This is a genomic window from Lactiplantibacillus paraxiangfangensis, assembly GCF_036246185.1.
GTDB classification, from domain to species: domain Bacteria; phylum Bacillota; class Bacilli; order Lactobacillales; family Lactobacillaceae; genus Lactiplantibacillus; species Lactiplantibacillus paraxiangfangensis.
On record NZ_BTPW01000019.1, the window covers coordinates 1 to 20,196 of the forward strand.

Genomic DNA, 20,196 nt, shown 5'->3' on the forward strand with positions numbered 1-20,196 from the left:
TCAATTACATTGACCGGACAACACAAAGAAGCGGCTTCACCGCGGTAGAATACCGCGGCAAAGCCGCTTAGACAGAACTCGAAAATTATATTATTTCACCTGTCAACTTGACAGGGACTAGTACAGACGATTTCAGAGGTGCTTTTTCACTTGATAAACTGTATTAGTCGCTCTTATTAGCAGAATCAGTTGAAATACTTGTCCAACACCTGCTGGATTCCCGGCTGGTTATTAGCCGTGGTGACAAGGTCAGCAGCCGCCTTGACTGCTGCGGGCGCGTTTCCCATTGCGACCCCCACGCCCGCCGTCTTTAACATGTCCACATCATTAAAATTATCGCCAAATGCAATGGCCGCTTGCGGTGATAATTGGTCTTCTTTTAACAACGTTGTTAGCGCAGCCGCCTTCGTGACGCCATTTGCAACGATTTCCAAATAGGTCTCCTTTGACCGGTAAGCCGTTAGTTCTCCAAATTCTGGTTCCTGTAAGGTCTTTTCAACCGCACTGACAACGCTCGGGTCCGCCATAATTAACATCTTATGTACCGGTTCACTGCCTACCCGCAACCACGCCGCCAGATCCGTCACCTGAGGATCAAATCCAATTCCCGCTGCTTCCTGTTGTTCCCACGGCCCCGCATTCGCTACAAACCAGTCGTTATTAGCGTACAGATTAATCGACGCAACTGGCCACTGCTCAGCGACCATCCGCTGGACCTTTTGCGCTAGCGTCAGTGGAATCGGCTGTTCCGCAAACACCTGTAGCTGGTCGTTGGCATCCGTTTTAGCCGTTAAAGCGCCATTATAAGCAATCATCGTAGAATCGATATCCAGTTGTTGTGCAATCTGGAACATCCCCTTCGGTGGCCGCGCTGACGCCAACACCATCTTTGCCCCACACTGCACCGCAGCCTGGACCCCGCTAATCGTTTGGGAAAGTAACTTTCCCTGGTCATCAACCAAAGTCCCGTCGATATCGCTCACAATTAATTTAATCGCTGTCATTTGATTACTCCTCTACATACAAAAATTTTCCATTAGACTTCTGAAAACTAGCAAAAAAGAGTTTGGGTCAAAACTCAAAAAGCCAATCAGAAAAATGGCTGGTTGGTTTTTCCTATTGTTATGGTCAAAACGTGGTCCAAAAGGCAATTTGTTCCGCTTAACGTGAAAGCAGTGACTATTCCAAAACCCAGGAATAATCACTGCTTTCACGTTAATGCTCGCAAATTAACCGCCTTTTGGCCCACTCTCTTCAATACCTATTCTTTGGATTTCAGCTCAAACTTGGCCTGATTATCCACTAATTTTGCGTATAATTCTTGCGTTGGATCCGGATCAAATGGCCCTAAATCCACTAAAATCTCCCCGTTGTCCGCCACTTCAAACCCTTGGTACCGATCAAATAAGACGTGGTACATCGTTTGGGCCGGTTGCATTCGCTCATCCACCTGAGCGGCCGCCGCCTTCAAGGTATAGCCGGTCTGCAATAAGTTACTCATTGCGGCCGCTTTGATCACCATGCGCATGTTATAAATCCGTGCGCGCCCCGGTTCATCCTGGTTCTTTGGAATAATGTACCCCTTTTTTTGCCAGTAACGTAGCTGACGTGGCGAGACACCAGTCATTTTACTAAGTTCACTAATACCAATAGTCAGTTGCCCCTTATGAAACATTTCCTGAAAATCTGACCGCGTGCCGTTAGTCATTTCCTGGCGCCTCCTTCCATCCGTTTTACTACGTTAAATTATAGCATGGAATTTTGACGCTACCGTGCAACCAGTTTGAATTTTTACTGATAACTTTAGTTATGGTAGTTTGCTTTTAAAAAATCAATTAACGATTGGGCAGGACGGCCCATAATTGTTTCGAAATCTGAACTTACCGCCTCCAGCAATCCACGGGCCCCGCCAGCATACATTGAAGCAAGCATGGGGCCTTCGCCGCCTTGGTTATACAGATCACTAAAAGCTTGCAAACTGATGGGCTGATAACCAATGGGCTGACCACTAACTGTACTCAGGACTTGTGCCAGTTCTGGCATCGTATAATTTTGCGACTGCGTCAACGTATAGATGTGGCTATTAACTAACAGTTCCGGAGTGGTCGCGACCTTCGCAAACGCTGCCGCACTATCCGTTTGAGTAATAAAGCTAAGCGCCTTATCCGCCATTGGATAAATCACATTGTGGCGTTCAATCAATTCTGGTAAATATGGCACCAACGGGTCAGCGTACAAGGCGTTTCGAATAATCGTATAGTTGACGCCGCTACCAGCTAACCGACGTGGCACGTAGCCGTAAAATGCGGATAGTGCAAACGGATTATCAACTTGATCGGCGATAAAGCCCATAACTAGTAAATGTTTAACGTGCGCAGCTGTCACTGCCTGAAGGACGTTTTCAAACTCAGTGACCCGGCTAAAACTGTCATGACTTTTACTAGGAATATAAATAAAGACGTCACTATCTTGACCCACTGCTTTTAAACTATCGATATTTTGATAATCAATCGCACTAACGGTCATCCCACGTTGTTTAAACGCGGCCGCCTTGCTAGGCGTGTGCACGCCTAAATTCAGTTCGTTGGCAGAGACTAACTCAGCCATTGCTTCTACCACCTGTTGGCCCAAATGACCCGTTGCACCCGTAATCGTATATTTCATTTTAATTCCGCCTCTCTTGTAACTTTATAAGTTACATTTAAACCGTTTTGGATGAAATTGTCAACTATTTCGATATCGCCACCTTTAATTTAACGACAAAAATAGCAATCCAGAAATCAGTTGCGCATTTCTGAATCACTATTTTTTTCGTGCTATCTTTTTAGTCGAAACGTATTCTAAAAGGCAGTTTGTTCCACGTTAATGCTCACAAACTAATCGCCTTTTATCACACGCTATTAGTTGTTAAGCCGTTTGTTCGCCCAAATGCTTCTTTTCAGGTGCCACCTTAACATTTTTAACGTCGGCATCAGCAAAGCCGAATAGGTACGTTAATGTGAAGGAAACAACGATCGTTGCGACTGAAGCAATGAGGAAACCAAACAGACTGAAGTCAACGCCCTTTGGATTAATAAAGGAGGTCACACCAATAATGGAACCGGCAAAGCCCCACATATTAACGTTCAATAGACCAGTTAGGAAGCCCCCAACGGCCCCACCAATGCTGGCAGTAACGAATGCCCGACCGTACTTTAAGTTAATCCCGTACATTGCGGGTTCCGTAACACCACAAAAGGCAGAAATGGTTGCTGGCCAAGCCAACTCTTTAACACTAGCAACTTTGGTCTTTAAGGCAATGGCGAGAACGGCCCCACCTTGGGCAACCATCGTTGCGGAAATAATCGCGTTGATGTAACTGTGTCCGGTCGTCGTAATATCGTTGACCACGATTGGAATAATCGCCCAGTGAAGACCGAAAATAACCAGAACTTGGTAGAATCCACCGATAATCAACCCAGAAATTGCGGGACTTAATTGATAGATGCCCATGATACCAGCTGCCAATGCACCGGAGAATGCTGTAATGATAGGTCCGATGAATAAAATAATGACCCCAGAAATCAAAACAACTTCAATCAATGGTACAAAGATCATCCGTAATACGACTGGAATAACCCGTTTCAGCCATGGTTCTAATTTGCTTGCTAACCACGCCCCCGCAATCATTGGAAAAATCGAGTACGTGTATGAAGCCATGTGAACCGGTAGCCCAAAGAAGTCGGCGTTGATGGCCATTCCTAACAGGTGACTCGTCACCTTGCCACCCGTAGCGAGTGCGATAATGGATGGATACGTCAGTACCCCACCAACGATCCCCATAATAACCGGATCAGCCCCTAATTTCTTGGCAGCTGTAAACCCGACGAAGATTGGTAGGAAGTAGAACACCGAATCCCCCATCGCGTTGATGATAATGTAGGTTGGCGCCTTGTCTGAAACAACGTTGAAGGTCGTTAGTAAGGCCAAGACCCCTTTTAGAATCCCAGAAGCAGCTAACAAACCAATCACTGGAATCATCGCACCCGTGATGACCCCAATCAAACTACTGAACGAGTGCTTTACTTTTTGCCACGGCGTCATCTTTTTCCAAGCGGCGCGGTTGGCTTCTTTTTCCATCGCGGCGGTGGATGCTTCATCATCGCCAAATCCAGGGCCTAGTTGGTTAATAATTGCATCATACACATCATTGACGGCGGGCCCAATGACAACTTGGTACTGGCCCCCAGCCTTAGCCACGTCGATGACCCCCTGTAAATTGCGAATCACGTCATCGTTGGCTTGCTGTTCATCTTTCAGGTAAAAACGCACCCGGGTAATACAATGAATGACGCTCTTAACATTGGCCGCGCCACCAACATTTTCAAGAATCTCTACCGCTAAGTCATCGTACTTGTTGCCCGACTTCTTTGCGGGTTTAGCAGTAGCCGCTGGCATGACTTCTTTTTTCAAGTCAACGACGGCACCCACAACGCCCGCCTTAATCTCGCCTTCGTGTGCATCCAGCTTTTCAACCATATCCGCTGAATTAGTTACGGCAATAATGACGGTCGTTCGTTTACCAGCCGCCGCAACAGCTTGAATGTCCATGGTACCGATTGGGTCGCCGGCTTCAACGTGGTCACCAGTTTTAATCTGAATTTTGAATGGTGGCTGGTTACCCATTTCAACCGTATCGATTCCTAAATGAACTAATACTTCTAACCCGTTATCGGCTTTAAATCCGATCGCGTGTAGCGTGTCCGCAACCATCGTTACTTCCCCGCTAACCGGTGCAACGATTTTGCCCACAGACGGTTCAATCCCAAATCCTTGTCCCATCATCCCCTGTGAGAAAACTGGATCTTGAATGGCACTCAGCGGAATCAAGCGTCCCGCTACCGGTGTTAATAATTGCACTTGTTTCATTGTGATTCTCCCCCTTCTGTTTCTAATCACAGCTGCCAAGTTCTAAAGCACCCGGCTAATCCATTAGCTGGTTTAATTCGTCAGTTCCGTAACTGCCATCATTGTGAACCGGTGAATTATCCCAACGTCGCTAGTTACCAAAGTTGCATTACATCCCCCACCTCAATTGACCTTTGATTCAGAAAGCGCTTTCACTTTTCGCCATTAAGCATAACTGGCCACGAATTAATGGTCAAACAAGTTAACTTAATATGTTCGTTTATATAGTCATTAAACAAACGACTTAATTAGTTTTCCTACCTTCCGAACTAAAAACTAACTGGCATGTGCCTAAAAAGGACGTCTCAAATGCCGCGCTCGTCTTAAACTGCTTCCCAAATTCGACGATCAGGGCATGAAACTCACGGGCCCGCGCAAAGTCTGGGGACCAGTTTGCTTGAATCTGTGCTTGCGCTTTTAAGTAGCCACTCGGTAACGTTTGACCCAACCAGCCGAACAAGCGTCGTAAATAGGTATCAACGATAATGGTTGGCTGGTTAAAAACGTACATACTAAAGTAATCGGCCGTTTCGTCGCCAACACCACGTAACGCTTTAAGCTCCCGGCGTAACTGGTCGGTTGGTAACGCCCGCATCCGGCCCAAGTCAAAATCATACTGACCACACCAAGCCGCCAAGCCTTGTAGTGTTGGCACTTTCCGGGTATAAAATCCCGCGGGCTTAACGAGTGCGGTCAATTGCTCAGCTGATAAAGCTAATAAGCGCTGTGGCTCAAACCCGGTGGCCGCTTTAAGGTTCGCTAAGGCGTAGTCAACGTTGCGCCAATTCGTATTTTGAACCAGAATACCGCCCCATAAGATTTCCCACGGAGTTTCGGCGGGTGGTACGCCAGGTTCCAGCCAGTGTTGTGGTCCCATTTCAGTTAGCATCGTTTGGTATAAATCTTCGATCGTCATCAATATATCCCCTCAAATTTCAAGTTACTCGCCCATTATGCCATAAAAGATCGTAAGGACAGTAAAAAGACCGTGGCGATGGCCACAGCCTTTCCAGATTCTAAAAATTATAATGTTTAATACCTCTGATAAATCACTTTAATTTAATAAAACGTCATCAGTATTAATCACTTGTTTAACCCCAACTTTGAGTGCTGGCAACGTGTACGCCCGACTCGTTTTCTTGTTGCTAGTCCGTTGAGTCATAGTTAAATGCTTGCTACTATTCTTGATTAAGGCATTTTTCAAGTACACCTTAGTCGTCGTTTTGGCCGTTTTGACGGTCTTGATCGTTTTACCTTTTCTAGCAATCACTAACTTAGCATTCTTGGGACCGGTGATTTTATAGTGCATCCCCTTGGTCGTCCGTTCTGCACTGACTAAGTTGATTCTTGGTGTCGCATATTTGGCTGATGAAATTGTCTTTAAATTTTTAGTACCGTGAACCAGTTTGAAGGCGCCGTAGCCCTTAAAGGCCTTTGTCACGGAAAATTTACCGGACTTTACTTTAACATTGGCAACCTTCTTGCCCTTATACTGCAAGGCCAATTTAGCTACATTTGCCCGACCTTTGATGGTAACAGCGTGTTTCTTACTGTTATAACTGGTCTTAACCGCCGTTACTTTTGATGCTTGCGTCGTTGCGGCGTTAACGTTCAATGGCCCAGCGACAGTGACTACCGCGGCCATTGACATGACAGAAATAATTACCTTTGAGAAACGCATAAAATAAGACTCCCTTTTTGTGATCGAAACTAAACTATCAGTTCAACCTCTTCAACGCCAAAGATGCTACTACAACTATGGCTCTTATTCAATGGCTGACAAAAAAGAGAACCAATTCAGTTGCGAACTGATTCTCTTTATTAACCCACTAACTAGTCGTCATCAACGCTTGTGCGCTTAACGGCTAATACAATGTCGGCTTTGTGGTTGGCTGGTTTAACCTTTTCCTCAAAGTCTAACCCGGCATCTTTAAATAAGTTCTGAATTTCAGTATTCACTAACGCTAAGTCTCGTGAATCGCCCTTTTGTTGCCGGATGTAAACGACGTATTGATCTGGTAATTCTTCTAGATCATATTCGACATCTTCATCATTTAAAATGACATAAACTAACTTACGTTCCTTGTTCATACGAAAAAGCCCCTTACTATGATTTAATCCCGAATTAGTCGACTGTGGCTAATTAACGGCGTCCCTAATTGCGGCGATGCTAGTTAACTAGTATCGCCGCAATTAAGATGTGATTAACTTTAGTATACCAGTTTTTCACCAAAACCCGGAACCGGTTTCACTTTTGCAATAATTATTTTCATATTGTGACATTTAACCAGGTCGAAAACTCCCTGTCCCGTAGCACAACCTCAATGCACAGATTTTTCCTTTCAACCCTTAAGTATTCAATAAAGAATGCTGATTATTCATAAGCGTTTATTAACTTTTTTCAAAATACCCTTTACCATCTGACCCCACTGATTGGAGTCTGTTATACTGATTGTTAGATTAAGAAATGGTTAGTCAATTTGTGGTGACAATCATGTTTGCCATAAAATATTTACGGCCATTAAACGGTTTTTTATATTTAGTTAACTCAATTGATTGGGGGGATTAACATTGTATTATCGTGGTGAAGTACTCGACTTTTTAAATCAGTTACTCACGGATGATGACGCGCCGCTAATGCGGTTGCGAATCGTCTTTTCAGGCAAAATCGATATCGAACGATTGAAGGCCGCGGTACTCGCCTCGGCACAAATTGTCCCCGAAGTATTTGGCGGCTATCAAGCTGATCATAACCGCTTCATAGTCGCAGATGATCAATCAATAGATGAGATCGTTCACGAAGTTCAGAGCCCCTATAGCCCTGAAAATACGGCGTTTGACCTCAACGACGGTCCGCAACTCCAACTTTTCGTTGTGCATCATGATCAGTACGACGTCTTACAAGCCTTTATGAGCCATTTGTTAACCGATAGTACTGGTTTCAAAGAATACCTCTACTTATTAACTCAGGCTTACAACTACGACGACTTAACGGATTATCAAAACGAACGCCGACTCCGGCCAGTCATGACCCAATTGCAACGCAAGTTTTCCCGGCCACGGCCACACGCTAACTTGGTCACCACCGCCGTTAAACTACCGCACTACCCTGGCATCACTTTACGCCACGGTGGTCACGTGATGTTGAGTAGCAAACAGTTCATGCGCGTGCGGCGCGTGGCAAAGGCGCAAGACGTTGGCATTAGCGAGGCGATCCTAGCTGCCTACGCTAAAGCGCTTCAGGTTTTAACGGGCCACACGACGATTACGTTGCCGTGTCCCATCAACTTTCGGCGTTTCGCACCAGAAGCTGAAAAGACGACCCGCATTGCGAACTTAACTAGCAACGTCTTTTTAACGATCAAAATTGACGCCGATGCGCCCTTTAGCACTTTGGTCAAACAAGTCCACGATCTTTTAAAGACCGAACGTGAACGCGCCGCCTTCTTGTATCGTCTGACGAATTTACAAAAAATGAATCACACGATGCCGGTCAGCCTAATGCGTAAAATGACTAAGCACTGGTTGGCGCAACGGCCACTGACCTATACGAATTTTGGCGTCATTGATCAGCAACGCTTGAAGTTCCACGGTTTAACCGTCGTTAACTGCGTCTTTTCCGGGGCCTTTCGGACAACCCCAGCTATGGAGATCGCAGCCAGTACCTTCGCGGGGACCTGCACGCTCAGCTTTAATAGCAGCGGTTCCGAGCGCGATTACCAATTATCAATGAAAATTCTAGAAAATATCCAAGCCCAATTACTGGTCTGGGCACAGACCAGTCTGCCATCCCCAGCAACGGGTGATGAAGTGTGCCCGCCAACGGATAATCAGATTAGCCATCAAAATAGCCATTATCATTAAAGTGTAACTCTCTAATGATAATGGCTATTTTGCTGATTTAAATGAGTTTTCATATTTATTATTTCAGTTGATAAAGCTTTCGTACCGTATGCTGTCCTGGTTCATTGACCACGGCTTCTGGCAACGCCATCACCGTCAACCGGGACGTCGCTGCCGAATACTGCTTGAAGTTTGGCCGAATCAGCTGGGGCGTAACGTCAGGAGCCGCTTCAAAATCAGATAGTCCCACTCGGATTTGCGTTAGTGGTTGAACATTGGTCTGAATGAAGTTATTGAGGAGACCGTCGTATAACCGACACAGACCGCCATCCGTGGCCTGCCATACGGGTTGTCCCTCCAACCCGAGTGCCAGTTCAAAAGTCAATTCGACCCACGCGGACGTGACCGTAATGCTCGTCGGCTTAATTTGTAATTCACTCAGTACTTGGCGCACTTCGTCTAACCGCTGATCGGCGTGAAACGCCTGACAGCGGACGGTGAACTGGGGAAACCAGCTAACTGGCTCGCCCGCACACTGGGATTGCTGAATGCGTAACTGCCGTTCAGTTGCGACTAATGATTCTAAACCAAGTTGGTAACACCGTTCATATTGCGCACGTTCCGTTGGTAAGGCGGGTACAATGTATTGCTTCATGATCGTTCCTCCCATCACATTCAACACCAAGACTTTATTATCGTTAGTGTAACGAGCAATTGGGCCAACGTAAACCGGCCAGCGCCATTTCATTGCTTAATTTTGTCAAAAGTTTCATTTAGTAACGTTTCTAAATTGGAATCCTTCTAATAAGTGTGGTTTAATAAGGTTGAATCTTATAAAGGAGGAACCGCGTCATGGCAGAAGATATGTTAGCACAAGCCTTGCAACAATTAAAAGACCACAAAATCAGGGTAACACCTCAACGGCAAATCATTCTGACCTACTTAGTCACGCACCACAATCACCCTTCAGTTGAAACGATTTATCAGGCTTTAGATACCCAACTGCCGAACCTAAGCTTGGCGACGGTTTACAATACTCTAAAGCTCTTTGTGGACCTAGGAATTGTCATCGAATTACAAAATGGTGATGCCGGTACCCACTATGACTTCTTCGGGCGGCCCCATTACCACGTCGTTTGTGAAAATTGCGGTAAAATTACCGACGTTTTTGAGCCCGACCTCTCCGGTGTTGAAACTAAGGCAGCCGAATTATCGGGTTACCTCGTTACGGGACATAACATGGAAGTTTACGGGCTGTGCCCCGACTGTCAAAAACTTTTACAAGTTACGAAAACTGCGGATTTAAGACGATTGAACTTAACCCGTAATGAAGCTTAATGAAACGCTAAAACGGTTAGATATCGTATTTTAGTTAAAACGTGGACCGATCATCGTACCCCTGACAGGTATGATGACCCGATCCACGTTTCTTTATTTCAATTAACGTTTCTGACCAAAAGCAAAATAGAGCCACGGGCCGATTGGCTGTACAAAGGCTAGTAGTAACCAACCCAGTTTATGCCCACGGCGCACGGACTTCGCTTGTAAAATATCGGTAATCACAATCGCACTTGCCGTCACTTCTAGCGCCGCTAGCGGTAAAATCCGTTGAACGACGTGGCGTGAAAGTGGTTTTCGTGATGAGTGGTGTTGACAACAACGTTTAAACATCGTGCAAGCCCCCTTATATTAATTGCACCCAGTATACGCCCAAATTCATGTAAGCGCTATCCAATTCAGTAACCGGTCGGACGTTTGCCGATAAAGCGGGTACTGCCAATGGCCAGCTGATCAATGATTGCTGACCCTTGCAGTAATTGTCGCTCAACAATCCCGACTTGCCCGTGGTCAATCGTAATAATTTGATAGCGACTACTCTCCCGGATACGATGTTGGTGCGGATTAATACAATTGACGTCGTAGGAAGCCGAGCCGGCGACGACGTTTAGGACGTGATCACCGATAACGTAACTCGTCGAAAAATGAACGTGACCGGTAAACACCCCACCCACGTTATGCCCCCGCAAGACCGAGAGTAATGCGGGGGTATTTTGTAAAATGGCGTAGTGCATGTTCGCCATCGTTGGCCCGTCTAACGGATGATGCAAAAACAAAAAAGCCCGCTTCGTCGGCGCTTGCCGCAAATGCTTGCCTAACCATTGGAGCTGTTCGGGAGCTAACCACCCAGCTTCATACCCACTTACTTTCGAATCTAAAAAGTAAAAATCATTGTTACCCAACCGCATCCGGTTCGCGTAATAGGGCCCCGGATCAGCCGGTAAATAGCCTTCGTAGAAGGCCTCCCGACAATCGTGGTTGCCCAAGATCACCCGGACGTGACAGTTAAATTCTGACTTCATCGTGTGAATAACGGCGTGCAGACGCTGATAATCGTCCGCACCACCGTTATGAATTAAGTCACCGGTAAATACAATCAAATCAGGTTGAAACGGCAGTTGTCGGATGTCGTCAATAATCGTTGCCAATTTGACCCAAGGATCGATTTGTTGGTGGTGCACCGATACTTGGCCATGGGGCGTCAAATGTGGATCAGAAATTTGAATCACGTGTAAGCGCTGCATACTAATCACTTCTCTACCTTGCAGATTCACCAAACGGCTACCTATAATATAACTAGCAAACGTAAAGTTTAACCAACCCATCATATAAAAAAATTGTAAATTTCTTGATAGTAGCCCTTTACGCTAAAGTGGCTTATGATGGAATCAAACTTCTTTTCAGAAAATTAATTTAGTAAACGAGGGACCTTATTTGAAAAACATTTTAGTAGGACCGCGCGTCACCTTGGCCGTGCCTCAACCCGAAGACTTTGACGAAATTAGCGACTGGTACACCGACGCCGACTTTATGCGGCGGATGGATACTGCGCCCGCACGCCCCCTCTCCGGTGAAGACTTGGAACGAACTTACCGCAATTTGGATCGAAACACCGAGTTTTACTTTCACGTCCACAGTTCAGACGACAATCGCTTGTTAGGCTTTGTCACGTTATACAATATCGAATGGACGAACCAAATTGCACAGTTAGCCATCGCAATTGGCGACCCCAATGATCGTGGTCAAGGTTATGGTACCGAGACGTTAAATCTTATGCTTAATTATGGTTTCAACGAATTGAACCTTTATAAGGTCTGTTTGGACGTCATCGCAACAAACCAATCCGCCATCGCCGTTTATCAAAATAGCGGCTTTGAATTCGAAGGAACCAACGTGCGGGCCGTCATGCGGGACGGGCATCGCTACGATTTATACCACATGGGATTATTCGCAGCCGATTTTCAACCACGCGTCACCTTAAAATAATTAATCAGCTCAATTAGTTGCAGCCGCTAGGGTTTGCACTTATAATAGTCGCAGATTGATAGTAAGTGACCAACTGACTGTCAATCCTTAATATTCTTTAGTTTTTAGATTATTAGTGGCGTTGCTGCCATAACGTCGACTAGTGATTATTTTCATTCATGGACTCCCCCAAGTCTTATGAATGGGGTTCATCAAAGCCCCCACTTTGATGTTTCCTACTCCTTGACCACTGCATCCTTGATGTAGTGGCTTTTTTATTTTCTAACTAAAGGTTGAAAGTTAAATTTAGGGATTGATTACTGTTGTATCAGTATTTAGACTAATACAACTGAGTTAGTCCGGTTATCCGAATCACAATAGTAAGTCTGTTTTTAGCGCAGTCGGGTAGTCTTGGTGTGCTGTGTCGGCAAGATTAGCAAGTGGGTTTTAGTTGCTAATCTTGCGGGGCGATGCAAAGACGTGGGCTGTCGGCTTTGCATCGAGGTTGCAGACCGCACTATGGCTGCGACCGTCCCCCATAGCACGCCAGGGCTACCCGACGGAGCGGGTAATAAAAAAGGAAAAAGCAACGACCCCACCGCTTTTCCCCTCAACGTTTCATGATTGACTAGATCTAACTGGTACAACATCTACCGCTTAGTAAATGTAATGCCACCAAGATTTAATCCTCTTCAATTTCTCCAGCCGAACGACCAACTCGTGCTTGCAGCCATTCCTTAACTTGAATCAGCACCCACGCAATTCCAGCGGTAAATAGCAATAACATCAACGTTGAAATCATGATGACGACAATGATTTGTAACCCTTCTGCTTTTAACACGTCCAACTTCGTCACTAGGGCAATTCCAGATGGAATGAAAATTAAACTAATAATCTGGACAAAGAAGTTGCTCACACCGGAGACGTGTTCCAGCTTGACCACTTTAAAGGTTAGGAGGAGGTACAACATAATCATCCCAATCAACGCAGTCGGCATTGGAAAAGCTGGCCATAACTGACTGGATAAGTTTGACAGCAAACTACTGGCAAATAAAATCACACCGTAAATCATAATCTGACGGATAAACATTCCCTTTTTCATCAAATTCCTCCTAACCTAAACCAACGAAACTAGCAAATCCCGGTACCATGAAGTTAACTAAAATCCCCGCGATAACGAAGGCGATGGCGCCGGTCGCGCCCGCTGCTTCGCTCACTTCAATGGCCTTCGTAGCACCCACCGCGTTACCCGCGATTCCGAACCCTAAGCCTGCGCCGAGTGGATTCTTATGCAACTTAAACCAGCGAATAAAGTGATCTCCCAGGGCATAAATCAGGACCGAATTCAAAATAACCGCAAAGGCTGCAATCGCCTGATCACCACCAACTGACTCCGCTACGGGTAAGGCAATCGCGGTCGTCGCCGCTTGAACTAACATCGCGCCCAAAGCCGCATCGGTTAAGCCTAATAATCGTGAAACGCCATAAATCCCAAACAGGGATAGCAGCAAGCCTATAAACAGGGCAACTAAAATGACGTCCCAGTGTTTTTTGAAGATATCATTGCGCTTATATAACGGTACGGCAAACGAGACCGTTGCCGGTGCAACAAACCAGAACAACCAGTCGCCACCAATCTGGTACGCTTCGTAAACTTTTTGTACAGGTGTCCGTAGAATCGACGCCATCAATACCAATAAACCAATCCCGAGCAACATTCCAAAAAATAACGGTTGGAATAGTACGAAGCGATTTGTTTTGTGATACAAATACTCGCCAATCCCATAAACCAGGACCGATAGTCCAATCCCAAAAAACGGATTATTGAGAAGATAATTCACACATTTTCCTACTTTCTTTAAGTGTCTAGTAGTAACAAAAAAGACGCCCCATCCGGGTCTAGTCATCATTTTCATGGTGGTTAGGCTCAGAACAGTGCGCCAACACGGCTCTAAATTATTATCTTTTAATTATAGCATACTAAAGATTATTTTAATAGTACAATGACACCCTTAATTTAATCTATAGTATAAAGCATCAAAGCGTATGCGCCAATTCCCGCATGCGTTGCAATCACCGCACTAGTTCTCGCAACCATTAAGTCAGCTTGTGGTGCCACCTTTTTCAACAGGGCTTCCGGCTCATCCGCCACACTAGGATCACCCACGTAGGAAATTCCGGCCGCTTCGACCCGCGTTGCATCTTGTAGCTCAGCCAAGATTCGTTCTTGCGCTTTAATCAAGGCTTTCTTCCCACGGCCGCGGGTATAAAGTTTCAACTTACCTTCAGCCAATTCAAAAACGAACTTCAGCTTAATCAAGTTAGTCACAACGCCAGCTAACTTCGGCACCCGACCACCCTTGACCAAATTATCCAGGGTATCGACAAATAAGTAGGTCTTAGTGTGCTCACGAATAACCGTGAGTTTAGCTAAGATCGTGTCTAAGGTGGCACCCCCGTGCGCCATTCGTGCCGCCGTCAGAACCTGAAAGGCCATCCCGCGATCCGCGCTCTGCGTATCGATTACCGTCACGTCCCCGTCACATAGCTCAGCCGCTTGCCGGGCCGCGTTAACGGTCCCACTCAACGTCTCCGTCAAATGTAACGATAAGACCTGGCTGCCATCCGCGGTTAACGAATCGTAAATGCTGACAAAGTTACCAATCGGTGGTTGGCTCGTTGTCGGCAAACTAGGACTAACCCGCATTTGTTGGTCAAATTGGGCGGGGTCAACGGCCGTATCAGCAATCAAATCGCTCCCAAACCCTACTAATAGTGGTACGACTGCAATGTTATATTGTTCAATTTCAGCTGCGGTCAGGCGCACCGCAGAATCGGTAACGATTTTTATGCTCATAAGGAATCTCGCTTTCAACGAATTTGAGACTTATTATAGCATCGCCAATTCTTTAGAAGCTTAGATCCTTGATAAATCAATATTCTGAGCCAACATTAGTTGCCTGTATGTCGCAAATCGATTATAAACTTTGTAAAAGCGTGTGCCCCGCAACTAGAATCTTTTTTCAAATGAAAATCACGTTTTTACTATTTCAACATCACATTTTCTTCACGACCGCTCGTTATACTGTATTCATAGTCATTAAGGAACTTCCCATTCCTTAACGACCCCTAACTTCAAATATTCATTACCTCCCCAAGCGATGAATAGATGTGTGTGTATACTTAAATATTTACTTTCCCTTTTCCTCCGTATTCCCCGTACGGAGGTTTTTTGTCGTTATTTTTCTCAACCAAGCATTTAATTGTGAAATTATTTACATGTAGATAGTCCACAGTGTCCCGGTGGTAACTTTGGTGCTTTTCACCGTTAAAGCGCTTCCAATTTTAAGTTATGATAGACCTTGTTAGGGAGGGTGAAATGATTCCCGCCCATAAGAGTCGACTTTTATAAAACTATCACAACTAATTTTGGAGGAGGTTTTATTACGATGAAAGATTTTAAAAACAAAGTAATGTTCATTACGGGTGCGGCCCACGGCTTTGGCCAAGTGATCGCAGAAGGTGGTGCCAAGCGTGGCATGCGCTTAGCCCTCGTTGATATTGACGGTCCCGCCCTGGAGAAAACCTACAAAACCATTACCGATGATTTAGGCGCTGAAGCGATTATGGTGACCGCCGACGTCACGGTTGAAGATAACGTGGACGACGCGATTCAACAAACCATGGACAAGTTCGGCCAGATTGATTTATTAATCAACAACGCCGGCATCGCCCTTCCCGGCCGGATTTGGGAATTACCAAGCCGTGATTGGGAATGGATCATGCATATTAACTTGATGAGCCAGGTTTACGCCATGAAGCGCGTTATTCCAATCATGTTAAAACAAAAGACCCATGGCGACATCTTAAACGTTGCCTCCATCGCCGGCTTAGTCGACACCCCCGGGATGCCGTCATATCACGCTAGCAAGTTTGCCTCAGTTGGGATGACTGAAGCGACCGCTTACGACTTGCAACGGATCAAGGCCGACATCGACATGCACGTCATGTGCCCTGGCTTCGTTCAAACTGATTTGTACCATACCGAAAATCACCGGCCAGCACAATACAGCGACCCAAGTGATCCATACTATCAAAGCGAAGCTTACTTAAAGGGACAACAATTTGCGAAGTACGTTATCACCAACGGTAAACCAATCGACACGATCGAAGAGACCGTCTTTAAAGCCTTGGAAGATAACCGCTTCTACATTTTGACCCACCCAGAATTCAACCCATTAATTAGCGACCGGGTCAACCGGATCGTCAACGATGGCAAACCAGACGTCCACATTATGGACGGCATCATGTAACGTAGTCATTCAAAGGAGTGTTTATTATGGCATTTGTAGTAAGTAACGATGATGTAAAGAACTTCTTAAAATCACCTAGCATGAATGATCAAGAAGGGATTGGCTTCGCATACGCAACCGACCCAGCAATGTTAGCTAGCCTCATTCCCGCACCGCTCAAATTAGTTGCGCCCGTTGTTTGTGGCTACGTTGTTCACATGGGCAAACCAACTTTTGGCGGCCCATACCTCGAACAAAGCTTGTTCGCATTAGTTAGCTATAAAGATAAGATGATGGGTGCTTACCCACTGACCTTATTGCTCCACGGCCCTGGTGCTGAAAGTGGTGTTATTGCCGGCCGCGAAGGCGCTGGTATCCCTAAGAAACTCGCCGACGCCATTGAATTACGCCGGACCGACGATGGTGCTTACGCAACCGTTGACCGTCACGGCAAGACCTTGATGAAAGTTTCATGGGACGCGGGCGAACTTAACGATCCGTCAATCATGAAGCAGTTTGCTGGCCAGTTAGCTTTAGGCAAAGAAGCTGAAATGAACAGTTTCTTCTACAAGTATGATATCGACCAACACGACGACGGGACTAACCACTTTGAAAATGTCCAACTCGTTGCCACCCAACTGCGTTCGCTCTGTGACCAAGTTGAACCAGGCCACTTAGACATTGAAATGCACTCAACTCCAGACGATCCATTGGGCGAATTAAAAGTCTTGAAGCCATTAGGTGCCGCTTGGTTCCACATGGACACATCCGTTATGTTCAATACGTTGAAACTCGACACGGTGGATGCCGACGTCACCATGCCAAAACTATTAACGGGCCGCTACGACCGGGGCTTCTTTAACCAGAAAGACACGACTTATATCATTTAACGATTAACTTTTTGAAAGGAAGGTTCAACTATGTCAGAAACCACTAAAGAATTAGTAAATAACGACTTATCCGACGTGATGTTTAACCGTCACTCGGTTCGAGCCTTTGATCCTAGTGTTAAAATCAACCGCGATGAATTACAAAAGATGATTTCGGAAGCAGCCACCGCACCATCCGCATGCAATTTGCAATCATGGCACTTCGTCGTCATCGACACCCCTGAAGCTAAAGAAAAATTCAAAAAAGCTGTGATGAAATTCAACTATCCACAAGTGGACAGCGCTTCAGCCATTGTCTTCATCGCCGGTGATACCCAGTCACACTTGGTTTACCGCGATGTTTGGAACAAAGTTTACAAGGCTGGTAACATCACTAAGGAACGTTTGGATCAAATTCTTGGCACGTTCTTACCACTTTATGAAAATGCCACTCCAGACTTCTTAAAGTTTGACGCAACGATTGACTGCTCAACCGTCGGAATGCAATTACTCTTAGTTGCACGGGCCCACGGTTACGACGCTAACGCCTTCTCTGGGATTGACTTCGAAAAGATGATTCCAACCCTAGGCCTAGATCCAAAGCGCTACGTTCCCGTTATGGGGGTTGCGATTGGGAAATCTGCTAAAGAACCACTCCACACAACGCGTTACGATTCTAAAACTCAGACGGACTTCCTTTAAATTTTAATTCCTAGTCTTAACAAAAGCACCTGCTGAACAATGCTGTTCAGCAGGCCTTTTGTCTCTTCTACGCAACCTACCAGCCTTTACAAAAGCGCTTTCATTCCTTATCATTAAGTTGGACTTATAGACTGACATATGGGGGATACGTCGTCATGAAATTAAAATCATTGCTTAAAAAAATTGCACTTAAATTTGAACTATCGACCACCGCATCATTGGATCACCATAACCCAGACATTAAACGGGCCGCCTTTTCTGGTCCCCAGTTTGGCCACAAATCAAACTGCTTATATTTGCATCCTAACGACGACTACGATGTTCAGCTGAGTTGTTGGGAGCACCAACAGGAGATCGTTATTGGGACCATCGAACTTGGCGCACACTCAACCACCACGATTGCCCTTCAGAGTCAGCTGTTAAAACTATTAATCCAAATCGGCCAGTCGCTAGGGCCAACGGATAAACTGCAGGCTGATATCAATACGTTAGCAATCAACGCGATCACCGCCGACTTTGATACCACGCTACAGGCCGTGGTCAACCTATTGCAAAATCCAGTGGCCATCATTGACTTGAATGGCCAGATTTTATCTCGTTCACACACCACGAATATTAACGGTCCCAGTATCCACGCCGCAATTGAAAACAATAAGATTGCGCGCTGGTTACTAGAACACGGCTTTGCACCGGACAACCCTAACTTTTTGACTCAGGTCTACATGGTTAACGACGACCTCGCCGCGGGACCCATGTTGATTACCCCGTTAGCCAATGCGCATGAACCCATCGGCTATTTGGTCATGACCACCATGAAGACACCGTTAAACGACGTCCAAGCCCTATTGATCAACCAAATTGGTCAGGTAATTGCCGGCTCCGTCGTTAAGAATCAAATCATGCCGACCTCGGAATCTCAGCGCGACCAACTCTTAAACATGCTACTAACCGAACGCCAGAGCACCACCTTTGCCGCGCAATTTGAAGAACAACGGGCCGTTTTACCGGATGCAATGGTCCTCGTTAAATGTGACCCACTGACCAACCAGTCCGCGCACATTCTCCAGCAGCGCCTGCAATATTTACTAGTACCCCACTTCAAGCAAGTGCTCGTTTCAACGTTTAAACAGCAGTGTTTCGCCCTAATTTCCATCAGCTTGGTGAATTATAACAGTCCCAAATTTAAGACCACGTTACACCAGATTACCGAGCAAGCTGACTGTCGCCTCATCGTTTCGCAACACTACGTTAACCCGGAGGACACCTTCGCCGCTTACACCGTTTGTAACCGGACCGACCGGCTGAAGACGTACCGAGGCCGGCTCGTCTTTTGTGAAGACCAATTTTACAACCTTGCCTTTGACCGGGTGAACCACATTGAAATCCTGCCCTTCTTTATTAATCCGGCGTTACAAGAATTGCTCGCCTACGACGCTAAAAACAACACCGCTTTAGTTGCTACCCTGGATGGTTATTTATGTGCTACTTGCAACCTGACGCAAACGGCTAAAAATTTGTACATCCACCCGAATACGTTACGCAACCGCTTGAGCCATATCACAGCGCTCACCGGCTGCGACCTGCACGACGCGGAGACTTGCTTCAAACTGGCCTCGAGCTTCAAATTACAACGCTTCTTAGTCAGCAACAACTATAGTCCAACTAATACCCTACCGACCAACGATCCGCAACCCCATCAACGGCGTGCGGATGAAACTAAGTTCTAAAATGCAAAGTCTGTGCCAAAAGGCGATTAGTTTGTGAGCATTAACGTGAAATCAGCGATTATTCCTGGGTTTGGAATAGTCGCTGATTTCAGGTTAAGCGGAACAAATTGCCTTTTGGTCCACGTTTCGACCATAACACTAGGAAAAGCCACTCAGAAACATTTCTGAATGGCTTTTTTGCAGGCCCCTCAAGCTATCTTGGGGCCCCACTTTTATTATTTATCAACAGATCGCAATAATTCTAAATCCTTAGCATCCACAAAGAACGTCACTTGTCCGGTTTCCAAATCAACCTTCGCCTTCACTTCCACACCCTTCGGAAAGATCCAGCTACTGCCAGAATCTAACTTTAACGGCATGTTCCCATACGTTAGCGTCCGATAAGTTTTTTCCATTCGTGCTTACCCCTAACTTTAAATGCGTGTCACTTCTAGACAATCGCATTATACCGAGCCAATTCGTTAGTTAACAGAAAAAACACTTTTGACTTCCTAGGCTTGGTAACTGCAAATC

At 45.8% G+C, this 20,196-nt stretch carries 21 protein-coding genes; 7 read left to right on the forward strand and 14 right to left on the reverse strand.

All coding sequences use genetic code 11. The features are described from left to right. Positions 1-185 precede the first annotated feature (185 nt). The 7 genes from AAA939_RS10790 to AAA939_RS10820 all read right to left on the reverse strand — a co-directional run bounded on the left by AAA939_RS10790 (position 186) and on the right by AAA939_RS10820 (position 7,038). A complete protein-coding gene (locus AAA939_RS10790; protein ID WP_338210521.1) occupies positions 186-1,004 on the reverse strand; it encodes a Cof-type HAD-IIB family hydrolase in 819 nt (272 codons plus the stop codon). A gap of 257 nt (positions 1,005-1,261) precedes the next feature. Further along, on the reverse strand, positions 1,262-1,708 hold the full coding sequence (locus AAA939_RS10795) for a MerR family transcriptional regulator (protein WP_338210523.1): 447 nt from the start codon (positions 1,706-1,708) through the stop codon (positions 1,262-1,264). Between the two features lie 95 nt (positions 1,709-1,803). Further along, complete coding sequence (locus AAA939_RS10800; RefSeq protein WP_338210525.1) at positions 1,804-2,664, reverse strand: SDR family oxidoreductase; 861 nt, start codon at positions 2,662-2,664, stop codon at positions 1,804-1,806. A 243-nt stretch (positions 2,665-2,907) separates the two neighbouring features. Then, the gene (locus AAA939_RS10805) at positions 2,908-4,908 is read right to left on the reverse strand and encodes a PTS sugar transporter subunit IIABC (RefSeq protein WP_338210527.1); all 2,001 of its coding nucleotides are present in this window, start codon (positions 4,906-4,908) and stop codon (positions 2,908-2,910) included. Positions 4,909-5,191: 283 nt separating this feature from the next. Then, on the reverse strand, positions 5,192-5,863 hold the full coding sequence (locus tag AAA939_RS10810; RefSeq protein WP_338210528.1) for an endonuclease III domain-containing protein: 672 nt from the start codon (positions 5,861-5,863) through the stop codon (positions 5,192-5,194). A 138-nt stretch (positions 5,864-6,001) separates the two neighbouring features. Next, a complete protein-coding gene (locus tag AAA939_RS10815) occupies positions 6,002-6,628 on the reverse strand; it encodes a hypothetical protein (RefSeq protein ID WP_338230877.1) in 627 nt (208 codons plus the stop codon). 152 nt (positions 6,629-6,780) lie between these two features. Then, on the reverse strand, positions 6,781-7,038 hold the full coding sequence (locus AAA939_RS10820) for a hypothetical protein (protein ID WP_057705377.1): 258 nt from the start codon (positions 7,036-7,038) through the stop codon (positions 6,781-6,783). Between the two features lie 480 nt (positions 7,039-7,518). Here AAA939_RS10820 and AAA939_RS10825 point away from each other — a divergent pair, with 480 nt between their 5' ends. Further along, positions 7,519-8,811 (forward strand): hypothetical protein, encoded by a 1,293-nt coding sequence (locus AAA939_RS10825; RefSeq protein WP_338230878.1) that lies wholly within the window; start codon positions 7,519-7,521, stop codon positions 8,809-8,811. 58 nt (positions 8,812-8,869) lie between these two features. Here AAA939_RS10825 and AAA939_RS10830 read toward each other — a convergent pair whose 3' ends face one another. Next, entirely contained in the window at positions 8,870-9,445 is a 576-nt protein-coding gene (locus tag AAA939_RS10830) for a hypothetical protein (protein ID WP_338230879.1), read from the reverse strand. Between the two features lie 197 nt (positions 9,446-9,642). Between AAA939_RS10830 and AAA939_RS10835 the strand changes: the two genes are divergently transcribed. Continuing rightward, the gene (locus tag AAA939_RS10835) at positions 9,643-10,128 is read left to right on the forward strand and encodes a Fur family transcriptional regulator (RefSeq protein WP_057705374.1); all 486 of its coding nucleotides are present in this window, start codon (positions 9,643-9,645) and stop codon (positions 10,126-10,128) included. A gap of 102 nt (positions 10,129-10,230) precedes the next feature. Here AAA939_RS10835 and AAA939_RS10840 read toward each other — a convergent pair whose 3' ends face one another. Both AAA939_RS10840 and AAA939_RS10845 read right to left on the reverse strand, forming a co-directional pair. Beyond that, the gene (locus AAA939_RS10840) at positions 10,231-10,461 is read right to left on the reverse strand and encodes a PLDc N-terminal domain-containing protein (RefSeq protein ID WP_338210536.1); all 231 of its coding nucleotides are present in this window, start codon (positions 10,459-10,461) and stop codon (positions 10,231-10,233) included. A gap of 65 nt (positions 10,462-10,526) precedes the next feature. After that, entirely contained in the window at positions 10,527-11,372 is an 846-nt protein-coding gene (locus AAA939_RS10845; RefSeq protein ID WP_338225976.1) for a metallophosphoesterase family protein, read from the reverse strand. Between the two features lie 190 nt (positions 11,373-11,562). On the opposite strand from AAA939_RS10845, the gene AAA939_RS10850 reads away from it, so the two are divergent. Then, complete coding sequence (locus tag AAA939_RS10850) at positions 11,563-12,114, forward strand: GNAT family N-acetyltransferase (RefSeq protein WP_338210539.1); 552 nt, start codon at positions 11,563-11,565, stop codon at positions 12,112-12,114. Between the two features lie 661 nt (positions 12,115-12,775). On the opposite strand, the gene AAA939_RS10855 is transcribed toward AAA939_RS10850, so the two are convergent. The 3 genes from AAA939_RS10855 to AAA939_RS10865 all read right to left on the reverse strand — a co-directional run bounded on the left by AAA939_RS10855 (position 12,776) and on the right by AAA939_RS10865 (position 14,950). Further along, positions 12,776-13,195, reverse strand: coding sequence for a CidA/LrgA family protein (locus tag AAA939_RS10855; protein WP_338210541.1), 420 nt, complete (start codon positions 13,193-13,195; stop codon positions 12,776-12,778). Positions 13,196-13,205: 10 nt separating this feature from the next. Continuing rightward, positions 13,206-13,934 (reverse strand): LrgB family protein, encoded by a 729-nt coding sequence (locus AAA939_RS10860; protein ID WP_338210543.1) that lies wholly within the window; start codon positions 13,932-13,934, stop codon positions 13,206-13,208. Between the two features lie 176 nt (positions 13,935-14,110). Next, positions 14,111-14,950, reverse strand: a complete 840-nt coding sequence (locus AAA939_RS10865) for a DegV family protein (RefSeq protein WP_338210544.1) — start codon at positions 14,948-14,950, stop codon at positions 14,111-14,113. 592 nt (positions 14,951-15,542) lie between these two features. Here AAA939_RS10865 and AAA939_RS10870 point away from each other — a divergent pair. The 4 genes from AAA939_RS10870 to AAA939_RS10885 all read left to right on the forward strand — a co-directional run bounded on the left by AAA939_RS10870 (position 15,543) and on the right by AAA939_RS10885 (position 19,683). Further along, positions 15,543-16,406 carry an SDR family NAD(P)-dependent oxidoreductase gene (locus AAA939_RS10870; protein ID WP_338210546.1) on the forward strand — a complete coding sequence of 288 codons (864 nt, stop codon included), beginning with the start codon at positions 15,543-15,545 and terminating at the stop codon, positions 16,404-16,406. 23 nt (positions 16,407-16,429) lie between these two features. After that, positions 16,430-17,275 carry an acetoacetate decarboxylase family protein gene (locus AAA939_RS10875; protein WP_338210617.1) on the forward strand — a complete coding sequence of 282 codons (846 nt, stop codon included), beginning with the start codon at positions 16,430-16,432 and terminating at the stop codon, positions 17,273-17,275. 30 nt (positions 17,276-17,305) lie between these two features. Then, positions 17,306-17,956, forward strand: a complete 651-nt coding sequence (locus tag AAA939_RS10880; protein ID WP_338210548.1) for a nitroreductase family protein — start codon at positions 17,306-17,308, stop codon at positions 17,954-17,956. Between the two features lie 155 nt (positions 17,957-18,111). Continuing rightward, positions 18,112-19,683, forward strand: a complete 1,572-nt coding sequence (locus tag AAA939_RS10885; protein WP_338210550.1) for a helix-turn-helix domain-containing protein — start codon at positions 18,112-18,114, stop codon at positions 19,681-19,683. A 215-nt stretch (positions 19,684-19,898) separates the two neighbouring features. Here the strand turns inward: AAA939_RS10885 and AAA939_RS10890 are convergent, their stop codons facing one another. Continuing rightward, positions 19,899-20,078, reverse strand: coding sequence for a hypothetical protein (locus AAA939_RS10890; RefSeq protein ID WP_057705365.1), 180 nt, complete (start codon positions 20,076-20,078; stop codon positions 19,899-19,901). Positions 20,079-20,196 lie beyond the last annotated feature (118 nt).

Bases quoted from the DNA above. Each gene is read 5' to 3' on its own strand.
- AAA939_RS10800 (WP_338210525.1), bottom strand. From the start codon at position 2,664: ATGAAATATACGATTACGGGTGCAACGGGTCATTTGGGCCAACAGGTG.
- AAA939_RS10845 (WP_338225976.1), bottom strand. From the start codon at position 11,372: ATGCAGCGCTTACACGTGATTCAAATTTCTGATCCACATTTGACGCCC.
- AAA939_RS10870 (WP_338210546.1), top strand. From the start codon at position 15,543: ATGAAAGATTTTAAAAACAAAGTAATGTTCATTACGGGTGCGGCCCAC.
- AAA939_RS10815 (WP_338230877.1), bottom strand. From the start codon at position 6,628: ATGCGTTTCTCAAAGGTAATTATTTCTGTCATGTCAATGGCCGCGGTA.
- AAA939_RS10820 (WP_057705377.1), bottom strand. From the start codon at position 7,038: ATGAACAAGGAACGTAAGTTAGTTTATGTCATTTTAAATGATGAAGAT.
- AAA939_RS10880 (WP_338210548.1), top strand. From the start codon at position 17,306: ATGTCAGAAACCACTAAAGAATTAGTAAATAACGACTTATCCGACGTG.
- AAA939_RS10805 (WP_338210527.1), bottom strand. From the start codon at position 4,908: ATGAAACAAGTGCAATTATTAACACCGGTAGCGGGACGCTTGATTCCG.
- AAA939_RS10835 (WP_057705374.1), top strand. From the start codon at position 9,643: ATGGCAGAAGATATGTTAGCACAAGCCTTGCAACAATTAAAAGACCAC.
- AAA939_RS10885 (WP_338210550.1), top strand. From the start codon at position 18,112: ATGAAATTAAAATCATTGCTTAAAAAAATTGCACTTAAATTTGAACTA.
- AAA939_RS10890 (WP_057705365.1), bottom strand. From the start codon at position 20,078: ATGGAAAAAACTTATCGGACGCTAACGTATGGGAACATGCCGTTAAAG.
- AAA939_RS10830 (WP_338230879.1), bottom strand. From the start codon at position 9,445: ATGAAGCAATACATTGTACCCGCCTTACCAACGGAACGTGCGCAATAT.
- AAA939_RS10790 (WP_338210521.1), bottom strand. From the start codon at position 1,004: ATGACAGCGATTAAATTAATTGTGAGCGATATCGACGGGACTTTGGTT.
- AAA939_RS10810 (WP_338210528.1), bottom strand. From the start codon at position 5,863: ATGACGATCGAAGATTTATACCAAACGATGCTAACTGAAATGGGACCA.
- AAA939_RS10865 (WP_338210544.1), bottom strand. From the start codon at position 14,950: ATGAGCATAAAAATCGTTACCGATTCTGCGGTGCGCCTGACCGCAGCT.
- AAA939_RS10855 (WP_338210541.1), bottom strand. From the start codon at position 13,195: ATGAAAAAGGGAATGTTTATCCGTCAGATTATGATTTACGGTGTGATT.
- AAA939_RS10795 (WP_338210523.1), bottom strand. From the start codon at position 1,708: ATGACTAACGGCACGCGGTCAGATTTTCAGGAAATGTTTCATAAGGGG.
- AAA939_RS10840 (WP_338210536.1), bottom strand. From the start codon at position 10,461: ATGTTTAAACGTTGTTGTCAACACCACTCATCACGAAAACCACTTTCA.